The sequence below is a fragment of the Pseudomonas sp. 3JA genome (assembly GCF_036961705.1).
Lineage (GTDB): Bacteria > Pseudomonadota > Gammaproteobacteria > Pseudomonadales > Pseudomonadaceae > Aquipseudomonas > Aquipseudomonas fluorescens_Q.
The window spans coordinates 51,709-69,152 of sequence record NZ_JBAMDJ010000013.1; the positions used below are offsets into that span (position 1 = coordinate 51,709).

The 17,444-nt window shown below is 62.0% G+C and carries 15 protein-coding genes; 8 read left to right on the top strand and 7 right to left on the bottom strand.

Going from position 1 to position 17,444, the window contains the following annotated elements:
* Positions 1–41: 41 nt before the first annotated feature.
* Positions 42–1,478: an exodeoxyribonuclease I gene (gene sbcB, locus V7773_RS12535; protein ID WP_336073645.1), complete on the top strand. Its 1,437-nt coding sequence runs from the start codon at positions 42–44 to the stop codon at positions 1,476–1,478.
* Between the two features lie 82 nt (positions 1,479–1,560).
* Here sbcB and mvaT read toward each other — a convergent pair whose 3' ends face one another.
* Positions 1,561–1,938: a histone-like nucleoid-structuring protein MvaT gene (gene mvaT / locus V7773_RS12540; RefSeq protein WP_003205091.1), complete on the bottom strand. Its 378-nt coding sequence runs from the start codon at positions 1,936–1,938 to the stop codon at positions 1,561–1,563.
* Positions 1,939–2,244: 306 nt separating this feature from the next.
* Here mvaT and purU point away from each other — a divergent pair, with 306 nt between their 5' ends.
* On the top strand, positions 2,245–3,093 hold the full coding sequence (purU, locus tag V7773_RS12545; RefSeq protein ID WP_003205089.1) for a formyltetrahydrofolate deformylase: 849 nt from the start codon (positions 2,245–2,247) through the stop codon (positions 3,091–3,093).
* Positions 3,094–3,182: 89 nt separating this feature from the next.
* Complete coding sequence (locus V7773_RS12550; RefSeq protein ID WP_170862114.1) at positions 3,183–3,356, top strand: hypothetical protein; 174 nt, start codon at positions 3,183–3,185, stop codon at positions 3,354–3,356.
* A 4-nt stretch (positions 3,357–3,360) separates the two neighbouring features.
* On the opposite strand, the gene V7773_RS12555 is transcribed toward V7773_RS12550, so the two are convergent.
* The 3 genes from V7773_RS12555 to V7773_RS12565 are packed head-to-tail and all read right to left on the bottom strand — an operon-like array spanning position 3,361 to position 6,228.
* On the bottom strand, positions 3,361–4,356 hold the full coding sequence (locus V7773_RS12555) for a lysylphosphatidylglycerol synthase transmembrane domain-containing protein (RefSeq protein WP_063324595.1): 996 nt from the start codon (positions 4,354–4,356) through the stop codon (positions 3,361–3,363).
* A complete protein-coding gene (locus V7773_RS12560; RefSeq protein ID WP_336073647.1) occupies positions 4,353–5,120 on the bottom strand; it encodes a DUF2334 domain-containing protein in 768 nt (255 codons plus the stop codon). Before V7773_RS12560 ends, V7773_RS12555 begins: the two co-directional genes overlap by 4 nt.
* A 16-nt stretch (positions 5,121–5,136) precedes the next feature.
* Positions 5,137–6,228: a glycosyltransferase family 4 protein gene (locus V7773_RS12565; protein ID WP_083569156.1), complete on the bottom strand. Its 1,092-nt coding sequence runs from the start codon at positions 6,226–6,228 to the stop codon at positions 5,137–5,139.
* 342 nt (positions 6,229–6,570) lie between these two features.
* Here V7773_RS12565 and V7773_RS12570 point away from each other — a divergent pair, with 342 nt between their 5' ends.
* Complete coding sequence (locus V7773_RS12570; protein WP_336073648.1) at positions 6,571–8,061, top strand: helicase HerA-like domain-containing protein; 1,491 nt, start codon at positions 6,571–6,573, stop codon at positions 8,059–8,061.
* A gap of 113 nt (positions 8,062–8,174) precedes the next feature.
* On the opposite strand, the gene V7773_RS12575 is transcribed toward V7773_RS12570, so the two are convergent.
* Positions 8,175–8,630 carry a DUF721 domain-containing protein gene (locus V7773_RS12575; RefSeq protein ID WP_305468249.1) on the bottom strand — a complete coding sequence of 152 codons (456 nt, stop codon included), beginning with the start codon at positions 8,628–8,630 and terminating at the stop codon, positions 8,175–8,177.
* A gap of 306 nt (positions 8,631–8,936) precedes the next feature.
* Between V7773_RS12575 and secA the strand changes: the two genes are divergently transcribed.
* The 4 genes from secA (at position 8,937) to V7773_RS12595 (ending at position 14,680) form a co-directional block, all read left to right on the top strand.
* Complete coding sequence (gene secA / locus V7773_RS12580) at positions 8,937–11,672, top strand: preprotein translocase subunit SecA (RefSeq protein WP_336073650.1); 2,736 nt, start codon at positions 8,937–8,939, stop codon at positions 11,670–11,672.
* A gap of 123 nt (positions 11,673–11,795) precedes the next feature.
* Complete coding sequence (argJ, locus tag V7773_RS12585) at positions 11,796–13,013, top strand: bifunctional glutamate N-acetyltransferase/amino-acid acetyltransferase ArgJ (protein ID WP_057452545.1); 1,218 nt, start codon at positions 11,796–11,798, stop codon at positions 13,011–13,013.
* Between the two features lie 93 nt (positions 13,014–13,106).
* The gene (locus V7773_RS12590; RefSeq protein ID WP_336073653.1) at positions 13,107–13,739 is read left to right on the top strand and encodes a glutathione S-transferase family protein; all 633 of its coding nucleotides are present in this window, start codon (positions 13,107–13,109) and stop codon (positions 13,737–13,739) included.
* Positions 13,736–14,680, top strand: coding sequence for a Nudix family hydrolase (locus V7773_RS12595; RefSeq protein WP_336073655.1), 945 nt, complete (start codon positions 13,736–13,738; stop codon positions 14,678–14,680). Before V7773_RS12590 ends, V7773_RS12595 begins: the two co-directional genes overlap by 4 nt.
* Positions 14,681–14,815: 135 nt before the next feature.
* Here the strand turns inward: V7773_RS12595 and V7773_RS12600 are convergent, their stop codons facing one another.
* Together V7773_RS12600 and V7773_RS12605 are read right to left on the bottom strand one after the other, a co-directional pair.
* Positions 14,816–15,397, bottom strand: a complete 582-nt coding sequence (locus tag V7773_RS12600) for a cob(I)yrinic acid a,c-diamide adenosyltransferase (protein WP_092145103.1) — start codon at positions 15,395–15,397, stop codon at positions 14,816–14,818.
* Between the two features lie 2 nt (positions 15,398–15,399).
* Positions 15,400–17,436, bottom strand: coding sequence for a sensor histidine kinase (locus tag V7773_RS12605; protein WP_063324604.1), 2,037 nt, complete (start codon positions 17,434–17,436; stop codon positions 15,400–15,402).
* Between the last annotated feature and the right edge of the window lie 8 nt (positions 17,437–17,444).

Genomic DNA, 17,444 nt, shown 5'->3' on the forward strand with positions numbered 1-17,444 from the left:
GAGCGCCTAGACTTCGCCAGTCTTCAGTTCAGGAACAGCCCGTGACTTCCATCTTCTGGTACGACTACGAAACCACCGGCATCAACCCGCGTTGCGACCGGCCCTTGCAGGTGGCGGGTATCCGTACCGATTTCGAACTCAATGAAATCGACGAACCGGTGAACCTGTATTGCCGGCCCAGCGATGACATCCTGCCGCATCCGGCGGCCTGTGCGATTACCGGTATCACCCCGACATGCCTGGCCGAAAAAGGCTTGAGCGAAGCCGATTTCATGACCCGTGTCCACGGGCACCTGGTCGCGCCCGGAACCTGTGGCGCCGGCTACAACACCCTGCGCTTCGACGATGAAATGACCCGCTACAGCCTCTATCGAAATTTCTTCGACCCGTACGCACGGGAATGGCAGGGCGGCAACAGTCGCTGGGATTTGATCGACCTGGTGCGCGCGGCCTATGCGCTGCGCCCGCAAGGCATTGTCTGGCCGCAAGAGGACGGGCGCGTCACCCTCAAGCTCGAGCGCTTGACCGCCGCCAATGGCATCGACCATGGCCAGGCCCACGATGCGTTGTCGGACGTGCGCGCGACCATTGCCCTGGCCCGGCTGATCCGTCAGCAGCAGCCCCGGCTCTACGACTGGCTGTTCCAGTTGCGCAGCAAACAGAAGGTGATGGACCAGATCCGTCTGTTGCAGCCCATGGTGCATATTTCCGGTCGCTTCTCGGCGGCGCGCAACTACATCGGTGTGGTCTTGCCGCTGGCCTGGCACCCGAAAAACCGTAACGCCCTGATCGTCTGCGACCTGCACCTGGACCCCCAGGGCCTGCTGGACCACGATGCCGAAAGCCTGCGCCAGCGTTTGTATACCCGTCGTGAAGAATTGCTCGAAGGTGAGTTGCCGGTGCCGCTCAAGCTTATCCATATCAACAAATGCCCGGTGATCGCACCATTGTCGGTGCTGCGTGCCGAGGACCAGCAGCGACTGGAGTTGGACATGGAGGGCTATCAGCAACGGGCATCGCGGCTAACTGACGCACAGAAAGTTTGGCAAGATAAACTTCAGGCTGTTTATGGTCGCGAGGATTTCACCGCCAGCGAGGATCCCGAGCAACAGTTATACGCGGGCTTCCTGGGGGATCGCGATCGACGTTTATGTGAACAAGTCCGCATGGCGGATCCGGCGCAATTGGCTCGAGAACGCTGGCCTTTCGATGATGAGCGTTTACCAGAACTATTGTTCCGATATCGTGCACGCAACTTTCCAGACACGTTGAATCCTGAAGAGCAGGAGCGTTGGAGACTTTTCTGTCAACAACGGCTGTCATCCCCGGAGTGGGGCGCGCCTAATACCTTGGAAAGTTTTGATGCGGCGATGGGGGAGTGGATGGACCTGTCTACACCAGTGCAGCAAGAAGTACTCAGGGAGTGGCAGGGTTACAGCCAGCAATTGCGCAAACGTTTAAGCCTTGGGCCGCGATGAAGTGAAAAGATGACAGGCAAAAAAAACGCCAGCAATCGCTGGCGTTTTTTTGTTCGCTAAGAACGCTGCGAACCGGTGGGGCTTAGCCCAGCAGGGTTGCCCAGCCTTCAACCACGTCACCGCCCCACTTGGCTTTCCACTCTTTCAGAGTCTTGTGGTTGCCACCTTTGGTTTCGATGACTTCGCCGTTGTGCGGGTTCTTGTATTGCTTAACTTTGCGAGCGCGTTTGGTGCCGGTAGTTTTCACGGCGCCACGTGGTGCTTTGCTCGACTTGGCTTCTGGATCCAGCAGGGCAATGATGTCGCGCAGCGACTTGGAGTATTCGCCCATCAGAGTGCGCAGTTTGCCTTCGAATTCAAGCTCGGTTTGCAGTTTGTCGTCTTGGGACAGGTTTTTCAGGCGAGCTTGCAGTTCTTTGATAGCTTCTTCTGTGGCGCGGTATTCATTGATCAAGGACATGTGGACTACCTTATGTAGGACGCGGGTGACAAGGACACAGTGCGACAATAGTAATCAGACAGTTTCATCAAGTAAACATTTAACCGGTGTTTTATTTAATTAATTAGTGCTACGCCACAAAAACGCCTGTTGCAGTTAAATACCGCGACAGAGTCTTCACATCTGTTCACACATATAGCTTGCTTTCCCGGGCCTCGCCGGTCGTGGCCCGGGAGCCGTCGTCGAGATTTGGCGTCTCATCGATACTGCAGTTTTGCCGCGCAATGGCTAGAATGGCCGCCTTTGCGAAGTTCTGGAGTTTCCCTAATGCGCACTTTTCGTCTGGTGATTGCTTGCCCGGACCGCGTCGGCATCGTTGCTAAAGTCAGTAACTTTCTGGCGTCCCATAACGGCTGGATCACCGAAGCAAGCCATCACTCGGACAATCAAAGCGGTTGGTTTTTCATGCGTCACGAGATTCGTGCCGACTCGCTGCCCTTCGGTATCGAAGCCTTCCGTGAAGCATTCGCCCCCATTGCCGAAGAGTTCTCGATGGACTGGCGTATCACCGACACCGCGCAGAAAAAGCGCGTGGTGCTGATGGCCAGTCGTGAGTCCCACTGCCTGGCCGACCTGTTGCACCGCTGGCACAGCGATGAGCTCGATTGCGACATCGCCTGTGTGATTTCCAACCATGACGACTTGCGCAGCATGGTGGAATGGCACGGCATCCCTTACTACCACGTGCCGGTCAACCCGCAGGACAAGCAGCCGGCGTTCGCCGAAGTCTCGCGGTTGGTCAAGCAGCACGATGCCGAGGTGGTGGTGCTGGCCCGCTACATGCAGATCCTGCCGCCGGCCTTGTGCCGCGAATACGCCCATAAGGTCATCAACATCCACCACAGTTTCCTGCCGTCGTTCGTCGGGGCCAAGCCGTACCACCAGGCCTCGATGCGTGGTGTGAAGCTGATTGGCGCCACCTGCCACTACGTGACTGAAGAGCTGGATGCCGGCCCGATCATCGAGCAGGACGTGGTGCGCGTCAGCCACAGTGACAGCATCGAAGACATGGTGCGTTTCGGCCGTGACGTAGAGAAGATGGTGTTGGCCCGGGGCCTGCGTTATCACCTGGAAGACCGGGTGCTGGTGCACGGCAACAAGACCGTGGTGTTCTGACCACACTGCAAAGGGCCTGGACGAGCGATCGCCAGGCCTTTTTACTGAAGCACAATGATTCATGAAACCTTCAGGGACAACGTTGCACCATGACCGATCCACTGGATAAAGCCACCTCCCGTGCGCCGGACACCCTGGGCGAAGGCTGCCTGAGCCGCTACGACCCTGATGCACTGGGGCCCGAGGATGGCACTGAGTTCCCCGATGCCGCGCAACTGTGGGAGCAGTTACATCCCCAGGATGAGCCCGGGCAGAAGCGCTGATCGCTCAGGCCTGCTTGAGCTTTATCAGCTTCTTGATCAGGGGGCGCCCGACCATCAGGAAGAACACCGGTCCGCCGGCCACCAGGTAAAAGTAATAGGTCACCGCTCGCCAGATCAGGATCGCTGCCGCCGCCGTGGATTTGCCCACCATGGGCGCCAGCAACGCCGCCGAGGTCACCTCGGCCGCCCCGGCACCGCCGGGCAAGAGGCTGAATTGCCCCGCGCTCAAGGACAGCATCTGGATCAGGAAGCTCCAGGCCCACTGCAAGTCCGCGCCCAACCCTTTCAACGCCAGGTACAACACGCTGTAGCGCAGGGCCCAGTGCAGGCACGTCAGGCCAAAGACCTGGAACAGCGTCTGCCGTGGCAATTTCAAGGTATCGGTAAAGGCCGCGAGAAAGTGCAGGATCTTGCGCGCCCAGCGTCGGCGGGTGCTGCCCTTGACCCGCAAATGGCACAGCAGCCGCGCGCCCAGCAGGATCAGTCGGCGATGGAAGCGGGCCACCAGTGCGCAGGCGAACAGTCCGCCAAACATTGAAACCGCACTCAACCCCAGCATCCACTCCATGCGCTGGCTGAGGTTCTGGAACAGCGCATAAAACAGAATGCCCACCAAGGCGCAGAGGAAGAACAGCAAGTCGCTCAACTGATCCATGGCAAACACCGCGCTGCCATGGGCCGGGCGCACGCCGTTTCGTGCCAGCAGGGCCATCAGCGTCAGTGGGCCGCCACTGCCACCGGGCGTCGCGCACATGGCGAACTCGGTGGACATCACCACGCCGATGCTTTTCAGCCTGCCGATGCGCCCACGGTGTTCCCCCAGCAGCAGGCGCAAGCGCACGGAGTTCAAGGTCCAGCACAGCACGATCATGCCGAGCATGGCCAGCAGCAGGGACAGGGGAAAGCGCTGCACCCGCGACCACATTTCCCCACCGCCGACCAGCAGCGGCACCAACAGCGCCGTGAGCAGGGCGGCGCCCAGCCAGATCAGCCGTTTCATGCGGCGCTGCGGGCCCGCAGCCCCTGGGTTGCCAGCCAGCCGACCTTGGTCATCGGCACTCGACCGTCGTTGAGCAGGCGTTCGAGGGTGCGCAGCCAATAGTCCCGGGAAAAGCTATGGCGCATGTCCACCGGGTGCAGGCCCAGGCGAATCACCGGCGCCTGGCGCCAGCGCTGTTCACGCTGGTCGCTGATGACTTTCGACAGGCCTCGGCGCCAGGCACTGCGGGCACTCCAGACCAGCCCCGGCGCGTCGATGGCTCTGAAGTCGGGCAGGCGATAGAGGTGTTGGGTGTCACTGGTGTAGCTCAGCGGTAACTGGCGCAAGGCTTGGCGCGTGCCTTCGCTCATCAGCCAGGCCGGGGCGACGAAACCCTCCAGTGGCCAGTGGTAGCGTTCAAAGGTTTCGATACCGGCGCGCAGGCGGGCGAGGGCGGCGGCCTCGGACAGGTTGTAGAACTCACCCTCATGGGTATAGACCCGGCGCATGAACCAGTCCTTGGGGTGGCGGGCGACAGGACCGTCGTCGCAATGGTAGTAGCCGTGCAACACCAGTTCGTCGCCACGCTCGACCCGGCTATCGAGCAGGCGCCGAAAGCCGGGGTGAGCCTCCAAGGCATTGTTGCGGTGAAAGTCAGGTACCACCAACCAGGTCATCGGCACGTGGCCGAGGGCGTCAACGGCTTCGACGAAGGGCTGGTAGTCGGGCCAGGTTTGCGGTGCCACGTCGTGCAGCACCAGGAGCACACTGGGCAAGTGATTCATCGACACGGACCTCGCCTCACCCATTGGCCAACAGTGGCATCTGCTCGCCGAGCACGGCGTAGTAGTGCCCCAGCAAGCTGTTGACCACGGTATCCCAGGCGTAATGACGCTCCACGTGCCGGCGTGCCAATACCCCCCGGCGCTGACAACCTTCGGAAAACAGCTGGCGCACGGCATTGGCCATGGCCTGTGGATTGTTGGGCATGCACAGCAGGCCGCAGTCTTCGTTGACGATTTCGGTAAAGGCCCCGGCCGCCACCGCTACCACGGGAATGCCACTGGCCATCGCTTCGAGGATCACCAGGCCGAAGGTTTCCTGGTCTCCGGCGTGCAGCAAGGCATCGGCGCTGGCCATGAGCCGGGCGACTTGCGGTGCCGGGCAGAATTCATCGATCACCGTGACGTTGTCCGGCACCAAGGCGGGCATCGACGAGCCCACCAGGAGCAGGTGGTAGCGCTCGCCCAGGCGTTTCATGCACTTGAGCAGCACCGGCAGGTTTTTTTCCTTGGAGCCGCGACCGGCGAAAATCAGCAGGCGCGCGTCTTCGGCGATGCCCAGCTCGGCGCGCAACTCCGGGTCGCGGGCGGCCGGGTTGAAGGTTTGCAGGTCGACGCCCAACGGTTGCACGTAGACGTTCTTGACCCCCAACCCGGTCAGTTTGTCGGCCATGACCTGGCTCGGCGCCAGGACCCGGTCGAAATTGCCGTACAACTTGCTGACATAGGCTTCGATGTTGGGGGTGAACCAGTTGCCCATGCGGTTGCTGACCAGCAGTGGCAGGTCGGAGTGATAGAAACCGATGACGGGCACGTCGAGCTGGCGACGGGCATCCAGCGCAGCCCACGCCGTGAGGTAGGGATCGCCGACTTCAATCAGATCGGGCTGTAGATCGCGCAGGACATTGCGCCAGGGGGCCAGGCGAAGGGGGAAACGATAGCCCTTGCCGAACGGCAGTGCAGGGGCAGGAACCTTGTAGATCCCATCGTGCTCGCTCAAATGCGCGCCGGGGATCAACAGACTGTGGCGAATACCGGGCCGATCGCCCAGGCGCCGGTGCTTGGCATCCAGATAAGTGCGCACGCCTCCGCTGGCGGGGGCGTAGAACATGGTTATGTCCGCTATATGCACGATGAACGTCCCTCCGGTCAGTGTTCTCCTGTGTTGACCTTTAGTAAGAATAGATGTTCGGTTGGGTTATGGTGACGTAGCGGCTATGTAAATGAATACGTGGCGAGGGCGCTTGCTCCCGCTGGACCGGGCTGGTGCTCCAGGGCGAAGGACTCCCAAGATTTTGGGGCCGCTTCGCAGCCCAGCGGGAGCAAGCGCCCTCGCCACATGAGTGCGATCACATGCGATTTTTATTTCCAGCGCCGGGGGCTTAATGCGCCAGGCATGCTTTTATATAAGCGTGCAAAATGGCGTCATATCGCAAACACCACGGGTGACTACATGCCTGACTCATCGCAACTCGTTATCGGGGCCGACCTTAGCGGCCAGCCCATCGCCCAGGCCATGCGCCTGGCGAACCGTCATGGTCTGGTGGCGGGCGCCACCGGTACCGGCAAGACCGTCACCTTGCAGCGCCTGGCCGAAATGTTCAGCGATGCCGGCGTGGCGGTGTTCGCGGCGGACATCAAGGGTGACCTGTGCGGCCTGGGCGCTGCCGGCAATCCCCAGGGCAAGATCGCCGAGCGTATCGCCGGCATGCCCTGGCTCAACCACAAGCCCCAGGCTTACCCGGTGACCTTGTGGGATATCCACGGCCAGTCCGGTCATCCGCTGCGCACCACCTTGAGTGAAATGGGCCCGTTGTTGATCGGCAGTCTGCTGGAACTGACGGACAGCCAGCAGTCGGCGCTCTACGCCGCGTTCAAGGTGGCCGACCGCGAAGGCCTGTTGTTGCTGGACCTCAAGGACCTGAAGGCGCTGCTCAATCATCTCAAGGACAACCCAGAATTGCTGGGGGACGACGCGGCCTTGATGACCACCGGTTCCAGCCAGGCGTTGTTGCGACGCTTGTCCACCCTGGAACAGCAGGGGGCGGACGCGTTGTTCGGCGAGCCAGCCTTGCAGCTCGAAGACATCCTGCAACCGGCCAGCGATGGCCGTGGCCGTATCCACTTGCTCGACGCCAGCCGCCTGGTCCATGAAGCACCGAAGGTCTACGCGACGTTCCTGTTGTGGCTGCTGGCCGAGCTGTTCGAGCAGTTGCCCGAGCGCGGCGATGCAGACAAACCGCTGCTGGCGCTGTTCTTCGACGAGGCGCACCTGCTCTTTGCCGGGACGCCCAAGGCCTTGCAGGAGCGCCTGGAACAAGTGGTTCGGCTAATCCGTTCCAAGGGCGTGGGGGTGTATTTCGTGACCCAGTCGCCGGGCGATTTGCCGGACGACGTGCTGGCGCAGTTGGGCTTGCGCATTCAGCACGGCTTGCGGGCCTTCACTGCCAAGGAGCAGAAATCCCTGCGGGCGGTGGCCGACGGTTTCCGGCCCAACCCGCAGTTCGATGCCCTGGCGGTGCTGACCGAACTGGGCATCGGTGAAGCCCTGGTGGGCACCTTGCAGGAAAAAGGCACGCCGGAAATGGTCCAGCGCGTGTTGGTGGCGCCGCCGCAATCACGCATCGGGCCGCTGAGCGAGGCTGAGCGCGCCGGGTTGATCGCCAGCTCGTCGCTGCAAGGGCGCTATGACAAGCCCATTGATCGCGAGTCGGCCTATGAAGTGCTGATGGGCCGCAAAGGGCTGGAACCGCAGGCCGAAGAGGCACCGGGTAAGCCGACGGCGGAAGAACCGAGCTTCACCGAAAAGGCCGGGGAATTCCTCGGCACCGCGGCCGGTCAGGCGCTTAAATCGGCGATGCGCCAGGCGGCCAATCAGTTGGGGCGGCAATTGGTGCGGGGGTTGATGGGCTCGTTGCTCGGTGGCAGCAAGCGCCGCCGGTAGTCGGGACCGAGTCGCCCCTTTCGCGAGCAAGCCCGCTTGTGTCTTGCTTCGCGATTAAACTGATGGTGAGAACGGGCTTGCTCGCGATAGCGGTTCAACAGGCGCCGAAACTCTCAGCCCTTGGGCCGCGCATGCGCCGCCAACCGTTCCAGCGCCGCCCGCAGGTTGGGGTCGGTGATGCCGTCCGCCGTGGCCTGGATAGTCGCCGCGGCGTCGGTGGACAAATCCAGCGTGTGCCCTTTGGCGCCGACCTGGACGGTGGGCGGTTGCACCTTGAACAGGATCCGCGTCAGGTTGGTGAATTCTTCGAACGCCTGGAGTTGGCGCAGCAGGCGTTTTTGCTGATAGCGCAGGCGTGTGGCCCAGTGGCCGTCGGTGACGATCAGCAGCAAGCTGCCTTCGCGCCAGGACGCCACGTGGCAATGCTCGCGCGCGGCAGGCTGCAACTGGCTGTCGAGCAGGCGCTGCAAGTGGCCCAGGCGTCTGGCGTGGCCGAAGATGGCTTTCAGCGGCTTGGCTTCGCGCAGCAGAACGGCGGGTGCCTTGGCTGGAAGAGGGCGGAAGGCCATGAATGAATACCGCAAGTGACAGAGGCGCCATGGTAGCAGAAAGCGCCGGGCACGCCTCGGCCTGATACCCAGCGGCTTTTACCCGCGCAACCAAAGCGTAACTTCTGCCTTTTGTGGGTTGAAGTTCGCGCAAAAGCCCTTATTTTATGCAAGCCCCGTCACAGCGCTGTGCCAGCATCGTGGAATAACGCCACTTTCCTCTCCATCGTTTCCGGGTAGAATGCTCGTTCGCATGCGGCCATGAGGGCTGCACGGGCGACTCACGGGGCCGCCCTCCATCCCTTTAGTGTGGAAGATCCTGCCGATATGTTTGCGCCTTTGTTAAAGAAACTTTTTGGAAGCAAGAACGAGCGTGAAGTCAAGCGCATGCTCAAGACGGTACAGACTGTCAATGCCTTCGAAGAGCAAATGGTGGCCCTTTCGGACGATCAGTTACGCGCCAAGACTGCCGAATTCAAGGACCGCATCGCCAAGGGGGAAACCCTTGACCAGCTCCTGCCTGAAGCCTTTGCGGTCGCCCGTGAAGCCGGCAAGCGGATCATGGGCATGCGCCACTTCGACGTTCAGTTGATCGGCGGCATGACCTTGCACGAAGGCAAGATCGCCGAAATGCGTACCGGTGAGGGCAAGACCCTCGTGGCGACCTTGGGCGTGTACCTCAACGCACTGTCCGGCAAGGGCGTGCACGTCGTGACGGTCAACGACTACCTGGCCCGCCGCGACGCCAACTGGATGCGCCCGCTCTATGAATTCCTCGGCCTGACTGTCGGTGTCGTCACGCCGTTCCAGCCGCCGGAAGAGAAGCGCGCCGCCTACGCCGCCGACATCACCTACGGCACCAACAACGAATTCGGGTTCGACTACCTGCGCGACAACATGGCGTTCAGCATGGAAGAAAAATTCCAGCGTGAACTCAACTTTGCCGTGATCGACGAAGTGGACTCCATCCTCATCGACGAAGCCCGTACCCCGCTGATCATTTCCGGTCAGGCCGAGGACAGCTCCAAGCTGTACATCGAGATCAACAAGCTGATCCCGCAGCTCAAGTTGCACGTCGAGGAAGTCGAAGGCGAAGTGACCCAGCCCGGGCACTACACCGTTGACGAGAAGACCCGTCAGGTCGAGCTCAACGAAGCGGGTCACCAGTTCGTCGAGGAAATGCTCACCCGTATTGGTTTGCTGGCTGAAGGCGAGAGCCTGTACTCGGCCCACAACCTGGGCCTGCTGACCCACGTTTATGCTGGCCTGCGTGCGCACAAGCTGTTCCATCGCAACGTCGAATACATCGTGCAGGACGGCCAGGTCGTACTGGTGGACGAACACACCGGCCGTACCATGCCGGGTCGTCGCCTGTCCGAAGGCCTGCACCAGGCCATCGAGGCGAAGGAAGGCCTGAACATCCAGGCCGAGAGCCAGACCCTGGCCTCGACCACCTTCCAGAACTACTTCCGCCTGTACAACAAGCTGTCCGGCATGACTGGTACGGCCGACACCGAAGCGTTCGAGTTCCACCAGATCTACGGCCTGCAAGTGGTGGTGATTCCGCCGAACAAGCCATTGGCCCGTAAAGACTACAACGACCTGGTGTTCCTGACCGCCGAAGAGAAGTACGCGGCGATCATCAGCGACATCAAGGAAGGCATGGCCCAGGGCCGTCCGATCCTGGTGGGTACCGCCACCATCGAGACTTCCGAGCACATGTCCGCCCTGCTCAACAAGGAAGGCATCGAGCACAAGGTCCTCAACGCCAAGTTCCACGAGAAGGAAGCCGAGATCATCGCCCAGGCCGGTCGCCCGGGTGCGCTGACCATCGCCACCAACATGGCCGGTCGTGGTACCGACATCCTCTTGGGCGGCAACTGGGAAGTGGAAGTTGCCAGCCTGGAAAGCCCGACCCCAGAGCAGATCGCGCAGATCAAGGCCGACTGGCAGAAACGTCACCAACAGGTGCTCGAATCCGGCGGTCTGCAGGTGATCGCCTCCGAGCGTCACGAGTCGCGTCGTATCGACAACCAACTGCGTGGCCGTGCCGGTCGCCAGGGCGACGCCGGTTCCAGCCGTTTCTACCTGTCCCTGGAAGACAGCCTGATGCGCATCTTCGCCTCTGACCGGGTGAAGAACTTCATGAAGGCCTTGGGCATGCAGCCGGGCGAGGCGATCGAGCACCGCATGGTGACCAACGCCATCGAGAAGGCCCAGCGCAAGGTCGAAGGCCGCAATTTCGACATTCGTAAGCAACTGCTGGAGTTCGACGACGTCAACAACGAACAGCGTAAAGTGATCTATCACATGCGTAACAGTTTGTTGGCCGCCGACAACATTGGCGAAACCATCGCCGATTTCCGCCAGGACGTGCTCAACGCCACCGTCAGCGCCCACATTCCGCCGCAATCGTTGCCGGAGCAGTGGGACGTCGCCGGCCTGGAAGCCGCCTTGCAGAGCGACTTCGGCGTGGCCTTGCCGATCCAGCAATGGCTCGACGAAGACGATCACCTGTACGAAGAAACCCTGCGTGAGAAGCTGCTGGCCGAACTGATCGCCGCGTACAACGAGAAGGAAGACCAGGCCGGCGCCGAAGCACTGCGCTCCTTCGAGAAGCAGATTGTGCTGCGGGTGCTGGACGACCTGTGGAAAGACCACCTGTCGACCATGGACCACCTGCGCCACGGTATCCATTTGCGCGGCTACGCCCAGAAGAACCCGAAGCAGGAGTACAAGCGCGAGTCCTACACGCTGTTCTCCGAGTTGCTCGACTCGATCAAGCGCGACTCGATCCGTGTGCTGTCTCACGTTCAGGTTCGCCGCGAAGACCCGGCCGAAGAAGAAGCCCGCCTGCGCCAGGAAGCCGAAGCCCTGGCTGCGCGCATGCAGTTCGAACACGCCGAAGCCCCGGGCCTGGAAGTGGTCGCCGAAGAGGGCGTCGATGTGGATGTCGCCTTGGCGACCGCACCGGTGCGCAACGAACAGAAGCTGGGTCGTAACGAACTGTGCTACTGCGGTTCGGGCAAGAAATACAAGCATTGCCACGGGCAGATCCAGTAACCCCGTTTCAACGCTGAACCACCCGCGCCGCGACCGGATTTTATCCGTCGCGGCGTTTTGCCATTTTGATTCGCCGTCCCAATGAGGATGGCGTCGATATACATCTCATTTAGGAGCGCATTCATGGCTGTTGGTCTTGGTCCGTTGCCCACGTTGCACCCGGTTGCCGGTTTTGAACTCGGTATCGCTTCGGCGGGCATCAAGCGCCCCGGGCGCAAGGATGTCGTGGTCATGCGTTGCGCCGAAGGTTCGACGGTCGCTGGCGTGTTCACCCTCAACGCCTTTTGCGCCGCTCCAGTCATCCTGGCCAAGCAACGCGTGCAGGGACCGGTGCGTTACTTGCTGACCAACACCGGTAACGCCAACGCCGGTACCGGCGCGCCAGGCCTGGCCGCTGCCGAGCGCACCTGCGCCAAGCTGGCGGAACTGACCGGTGTCGACGCCAGCCAGGTGCTGCCGTATTCCACCGGCGTGATCGGCGAGCCGCTGCCGGTCGAGAAGATCGAAGGTGCGTTGCAAGCCGCTCTCGATGATCTGTCGGAAAACAACTGGGCCGCCGCCGCCACCGGCATCATGACCACCGACACCTTGCCCAAGGGCGCGAGCCGCCAGTTCGAGCACGATGGCGTGACCATCACGGTCACCGGTATCAGTAAAGGTGCTGGCATGATCCGTCCGAACATGGCGACCATGCTTGGCTACATCGCCACCGACGCCAAGGTCTCGCGCCAAGTGCTGCAAGACCTGATGCTTGACGGCGCCAACAAGTCGTTCAACCGCATCACCATCGACGGCGACACCTCCACCAACGACTGCTGCATGCTGATCGCCACCGGCAAGGCCAGCCTGCCGGAAATCACCGAAGCCAGCGGCCCGCTGTTCGCGGCGCTGAAGCAGGCGGTGTTTGAAGTGTGCATGGAAGTGGCCCAGGCCATCGTGCGTGACGGTGAAGGCGCGACCAAGTTCGTGACCGTGCAGGTGAACGGCGGTGGCAATCACCAGGAATGCCTGGATGTCGGCTACACCGTGGCCCACTCGCCGCTGATCAAGACCGCGCTGTTCGCCTCCGACCCTAACTGGGGCCGCATTCTCGCCGCCGTTGGCCGTGCCGGCGTGCCTGAACTGGACGTGAGCAAGATCGACGTGTTCCTCGGCGAAGTCTGCATTGCCAGCCAAGGCGCTCGCGCTGCGACTTACACCGAAGCCCAGGGCGCGGCGGTCATGCAACAGGAAGAAATCACCATCCGTATCGAGCTGGGACGGGGTGATTGCAGCGAAACCATCTGGACCACTGATCTGTCCCACGAGTACGTCAAGATCAACGCTGAGTACCGGACTTAACAGGCTCGGGACCGAGTTGCTGCCATCGCGAGCGAGCTTGCTCGCGATGGCGCCAGAACAGACACCTCAGAACCATAAGAAAGGAATCCAGGCATGAGCATGCACCTGATCATTGGCGACCAACGCATTTCTTCCTGGTCCCTGCGCGGCGCGTTGGCCCTGGCGCTGACCGGCGCGAAGTACACCGAAGAGCTGGTCAGGCTCGACCAGCCCGACACCCGCGAGAAGCTGCTCAAGTATTCGGCCACGGCCAAGGTCCCGCTGCTCAAGACCGAGTTCGGCGTGATCGCCGACTCCCTGGCGATTGCCGAATACCTGGCTGAACAGTTTCCCGAGGCCAATCTCTGGCCCAAGGATGTTGCCGCCCGGGCCCAGGCTCGCTCGGCTTGTGCGCAGATGCACAGCGGTTTTTTAGCCCTGCGCAGCCACATGCCCATGGACCTGCTGCACGATGCGCCGTTGTCGCCGATGCCATCTGACGTGCAGGCGGAAATCCAGCGGATGCTGGCGCTATGGGCGGAGTGCCGTGCGGCGGCTACCGAAACCGGTCCCTATCTGTTTGGCCGCGTGAGCCTGGTCGATGCGTTTTTTGCCCCTGTTGCCGTGCGCTTGCGCACTTATCAGGTGAAACTGTCGGAGGTCGATGAGGCCTACGTCGAAACCCTTTATCAATGGCCGGCGTTCAAGGCGTGGCAACAAGCTGGCCTGGAGGACACTGCGCGGTGAAACGAGTCCATGTGGCGGCGGCGGTCATTCGCGACGCCGTCGGTAAAATCCTGATCGCCCGAAGGGCCGACACCCAGCACCAGGGCGGCCTGTGGGAGTTCCCCGGTGGCAAGGTCGAGGCCGATGAGTCCGTCGAAGCCGCCCTGGCCCGTGAACTTCATGAAGAGCTGTGCATTGTCGTCGATGCGGCCCGACCGTTGATCAAGGTGCGCCACGATTACCCGGACAAACAGGTGTTGCTGGATGTCTGGGAAGTCTCGGCGTTCACCGGCCAGCCCCACGGCGCCGAAGGGCAGCCGTTGGCCTGGGTGACGGCCCGAGATCTGACGAACTATGAGTTTCCGGCGGCCAATCAGCCGATTGTCGCGGCGGCCCGTTTGCCGGGTGAGTACCTGATCACGCCTGACGGCCTTGAAACACCGGCCTTGCTGCGCGGCATGCAGAAGGCGATTGCCGGTGGGATCAAGTTGGTCCAGCTACGTGCCCCCAACGGTTACGACCCGCAATACCGTGATCTGGCGGTGGACGCGGCGGGGCTGTGTGCCGGCAAGGCCCAGCTGATGCTCAAGGGCCCGTTCGAATGGCTGGGGGATTTTCCTTCCGCTGGCTGGCACATTACCGCCGCGCAACTGCGCAAGCATGCAGCGGCCGGTCGACCGTTTGGCAAGGACCGCTGGCTGGCGGCCTCCTGCCATAACGCTGAGGAACTGTCCCTGGCGCAGCAGATGGACGTGGACTTCGTGACACTCTCGCCGGTGCAACCGACCCAGACCCATCCCGATGCACAGCCGTTGGGGTGGGCAGAGGCGGCGCGCTTGATCGAGGGCTTCAACAGGCCGGTCTATCTGTTGGGCGGGGTCGGGCCTGGCGAGCGGCAACAGGCCTGGGAAGCCGGGGCGCAGGGTGTGGCGGGGATTCGGGCGTTTTGGCCAGAGGCTTGAAGCAGCAGTGAACCGATCGTTCCCGCGCTCCGCGTGGGAATGCCTCAACGGACGCTCCGCGTTCGGCTCTGGAGGGACGCGGAGCGTCCCGGGCTGCATTCCCACGCAGAGCGTGGGGAACGATCATGCAGGTGATCAGCCCTCAGGCTTGGCCGCCGCCACCCAAAGCACTTCCGCCACCCCTTGTCGTCGGGCAATGACCCGCGCCGCCACGAACAGCAGATCCGACAACCGATTGATATAGGCCAGCCCCGGCCCGGCCAGCGGCTCCATGGCGTTCAATTGCTGGCAGCGCCGCTCGGCGCTGCGGGCCAGGCTGCGGCAGACGTGGGCCTGGGCTACCAGCGTCGAGCCACCTGGCAGGATGAAGTTTTCCAGGGGGCCCAATTCCTCGTTCCACCCATCGATCGCCGCTTCCAGCCGCTCGATTTCTGCGACGTTCAAGGCCTGATAGGCCGGCATTGCCAGTTCCCCGCCGAGGTCGAACAGACGGTGCTGACAAGGCGCGAGCACGTCACTGACCTCCTTCAGCCCCGGATGCCGGGTCGTTTCAGTGGCGAGCCCGGCCAGCAATAAACCCAGCTGGCTATTCAGTGTATCCACTTCGCCGATGGCCTCGACCCGTGGGTGGTCCTTTGCCACGCGGCGACCATCGCCCAACCCGGTTTCACCTGTGTCGCCGGTGCGGGTGTAAATCTTCGACAGGCGAAAACCCATGCTCAGCGCTCCAGTTGTCTGTTTTCCTGCGGCACCATCGAAGTGCCGGCCAGGGGCAGGCGCAAGGTGAAGCAGGTGCCTTGGCCCGGCGCCGACTGCACTTCCATCTGGCCCTTGTGGTTGTTGGTGATGATGAAATACGAGACCGACAGCCCCAGGCCCGTGCCCTGGCCGATCTCCTTGGTGGTGAAGAAAGGTTCGAAGGTACGTTTGCGCACGTTCTCGCTCATGCCGATGCCATTGTCCTCGACCTGGATTTCCGCCCACGGCGGATTCAACCGCGTGCGCAGGATGATACGCCCCGGTTCGCTGTCGTCCTGGCGCTGATGGATCGCCTGGGCGGCGTTTTTCAGCAGGTTGAGCAGCACCTGTTCCAGCTCGTTGGCCGTGCCGGGCACCGGGCCCAGGTTCGGGTCGAACTGACGGGTGATCGCCTGGCCCTTGAAGTCGAAACCGATGGCCAGGTCGAAGTCGTTGCCAGCGATTTCCACTGCCTGGTCGATCAGCGCGGGCAGGTCGCAAGGCGCCATTTGCCGGGTACTGCGACGACTGAAACTGAGCATGTGGGTGACGATTTTTGCCGCCCGGGCGCCGGCTTGCTGGATGCCGTCGAGCAACTGCGGGATCTCCCGACCCTGGAGGTAACGATTGACCTCCTCTAACTGGATACCCAGCAGCTCGGCCTGTTCGAGGTTCTTGGGCAGTTCCGGCGACAGGCGACGGCGGATGTTCTGCACGTTGTGCAGGATCGCACCCAACGGGTTGTTGATTTCATGGGCCATGCCCGCCGCGAGACCGCCGACCGAGAGCATTTTCTCCGATTGCACCATCATTTCTTCCAGCGACAGGCGCTGGGTGATGTCATCGATCCGGATCACCACGCCACGCCCGGCGCCGCCCATCAGCGGGTAGAAGGTGAGGGCGTAATGCCGGGCTTCGTCGTCCTTGGTCCAAGTGACGCGTTCGATCTTGGCCACCGTGTGCTGCTCGACGGTCTGCTTGAGCTGCGGCAGGTAGGGTTTGAGCGGTTCGAAGGCGAGGAAGATCGGCTGGTTCAGCGCCTCGTCCAGCCGTGTGCCGGAGAGGGCGCTGGCTTCCTGGTTCCATTGGGTGACGTAGAGCTGCTCGTCGAGGGCGATCAGCGCCGACGGCATGGAGTCGATAATGCTGTTGAGGTAATTCTGGAAGCCGGTGAGCTTTTTCTCGATCTTGCTGCGCACCTGGACTTCCAGTTCCAGCTTGCGATTGGTGTGGCGGGTTTCTTCCGCCAGGCCCTGGGCCTGGTCGTAGGCGGCCTGGGAGTCGTCCCGCGCGCGCTTGAGTTGCTGCTCCCGGGCTTCGATGCGCGAGAGCATGGTGTTGAACGCTTCGGCCAGGCTGCCGATCTCATCGTGGTTGCCGCGTGCGGCACGCAGGGCATAGTTCTCTTCGCGGGTGACCTGGCGTGACAGTTCTTCGAGTTGATGGATTGGCTGGGTGATCAGGCGCTTGATCTGCTGGGCAATGATCAGCCACAGCAACACGCTGAAAATCAGGATGCCGAGGCTGGCAGTCAGGGTGCCGGTGTAGAACGCGGTCGGCAATTCGCTGCTGGCCACCAGTAACAGATGGCCGGGCACCGTGCCGGGACGGGGCAGGGTAATGACCTGGTTGCTGCGAAATTCGCCCGCCTGCCAGGCTTGTATGTTGCGGTAATGGTCCGGCAGCTTGAGCTTTTCGCCCTGTTGCAGTTGTGCCAGGCGTTCGCCCTGGCCGTCGTACAGCGCCGCCGCCCGCAACGGTGCGTAGCTGTTGAGCTCGTCGAGCAAGCGTTGGGCGCTTTGTGGCGATTGCAGGGCGTCGGAGATCAGGCTTGGATTGGCCACCAGCCGGCCAATGGTCTGCAGGGCCTGGGGTGCCATGCTTTCCTGGGAGATGTAGTAGGCGGCGCTGATAAAGGTCAGGTTGGCCACCAGCAGGACAGTGGTCAACAACACCAACAGGGCGGCCAGCAGTTTCTGGCCGACCGGGAGGTTTTCAAGGCGCTGGCGCAATGGCATCAGACTCG

What these genes read in the sequence shown, in the direction of transcription:
- V7773_RS12565 (WP_083569156.1), bottom strand. Translation starts at nt 6,228, where the DNA reads ATGTTCTACGCCCCCGCCAGCGGAGGCGTGCGCACTTATCTGGATGCC.
- secA (WP_336073650.1), top strand. Translation starts at nt 8,937, where the DNA reads ATGTTTGCGCCTTTGTTAAAGAAACTTTTTGGAAGCAAGAACGAGCGT.
- purU (WP_003205089.1), top strand. Translation starts at nt 2,245, where the DNA reads ATGCGCACTTTTCGTCTGGTGATTGCTTGCCCGGACCGCGTCGGCATC.
- argJ (WP_057452545.1), top strand. Translation starts at nt 11,796, where the DNA reads ATGGCTGTTGGTCTTGGTCCGTTGCCCACGTTGCACCCGGTTGCCGGT.
- mvaT (WP_003205091.1), bottom strand. Translation starts at nt 1,938, where the DNA reads ATGTCCTTGATCAATGAATACCGCGCCACAGAAGAAGCTATCAAAGAA.
- V7773_RS12550 (WP_170862114.1), top strand. Translation starts at nt 3,183, where the DNA reads ATGACCGATCCACTGGATAAAGCCACCTCCCGTGCGCCGGACACCCTG.
- V7773_RS12575 (WP_305468249.1), bottom strand. Translation starts at nt 8,630, where the DNA reads ATGGCCTTCCGCCCTCTTCCAGCCAAGGCACCCGCCGTTCTGCTGCGC.
- V7773_RS12600 (WP_092145103.1), bottom strand. Translation starts at nt 15,397, where the DNA reads ATGGGTTTTCGCCTGTCGAAGATTTACACCCGCACCGGCGACACAGGT.
- V7773_RS12570 (WP_336073648.1), top strand. Translation starts at nt 6,571, where the DNA reads ATGCCTGACTCATCGCAACTCGTTATCGGGGCCGACCTTAGCGGCCAG.
- V7773_RS12605 (WP_063324604.1), bottom strand. Translation starts at nt 17,436, where the DNA reads ATGCCATTGCGCCAGCGCCTTGAAAACCTCCCGGTCGGCCAGAAACTG.
- V7773_RS12560 (WP_336073647.1), bottom strand. Translation starts at nt 5,120, where the DNA reads ATGAATCACTTGCCCAGTGTGCTCCTGGTGCTGCACGACGTGGCACCG.
- V7773_RS12555 (WP_063324595.1), bottom strand. Translation starts at nt 4,356, where the DNA reads ATGAAACGGCTGATCTGGCTGGGCGCCGCCCTGCTCACGGCGCTGTTG.
- V7773_RS12590 (WP_336073653.1), top strand. Translation starts at nt 13,107, where the DNA reads ATGAGCATGCACCTGATCATTGGCGACCAACGCATTTCTTCCTGGTCC.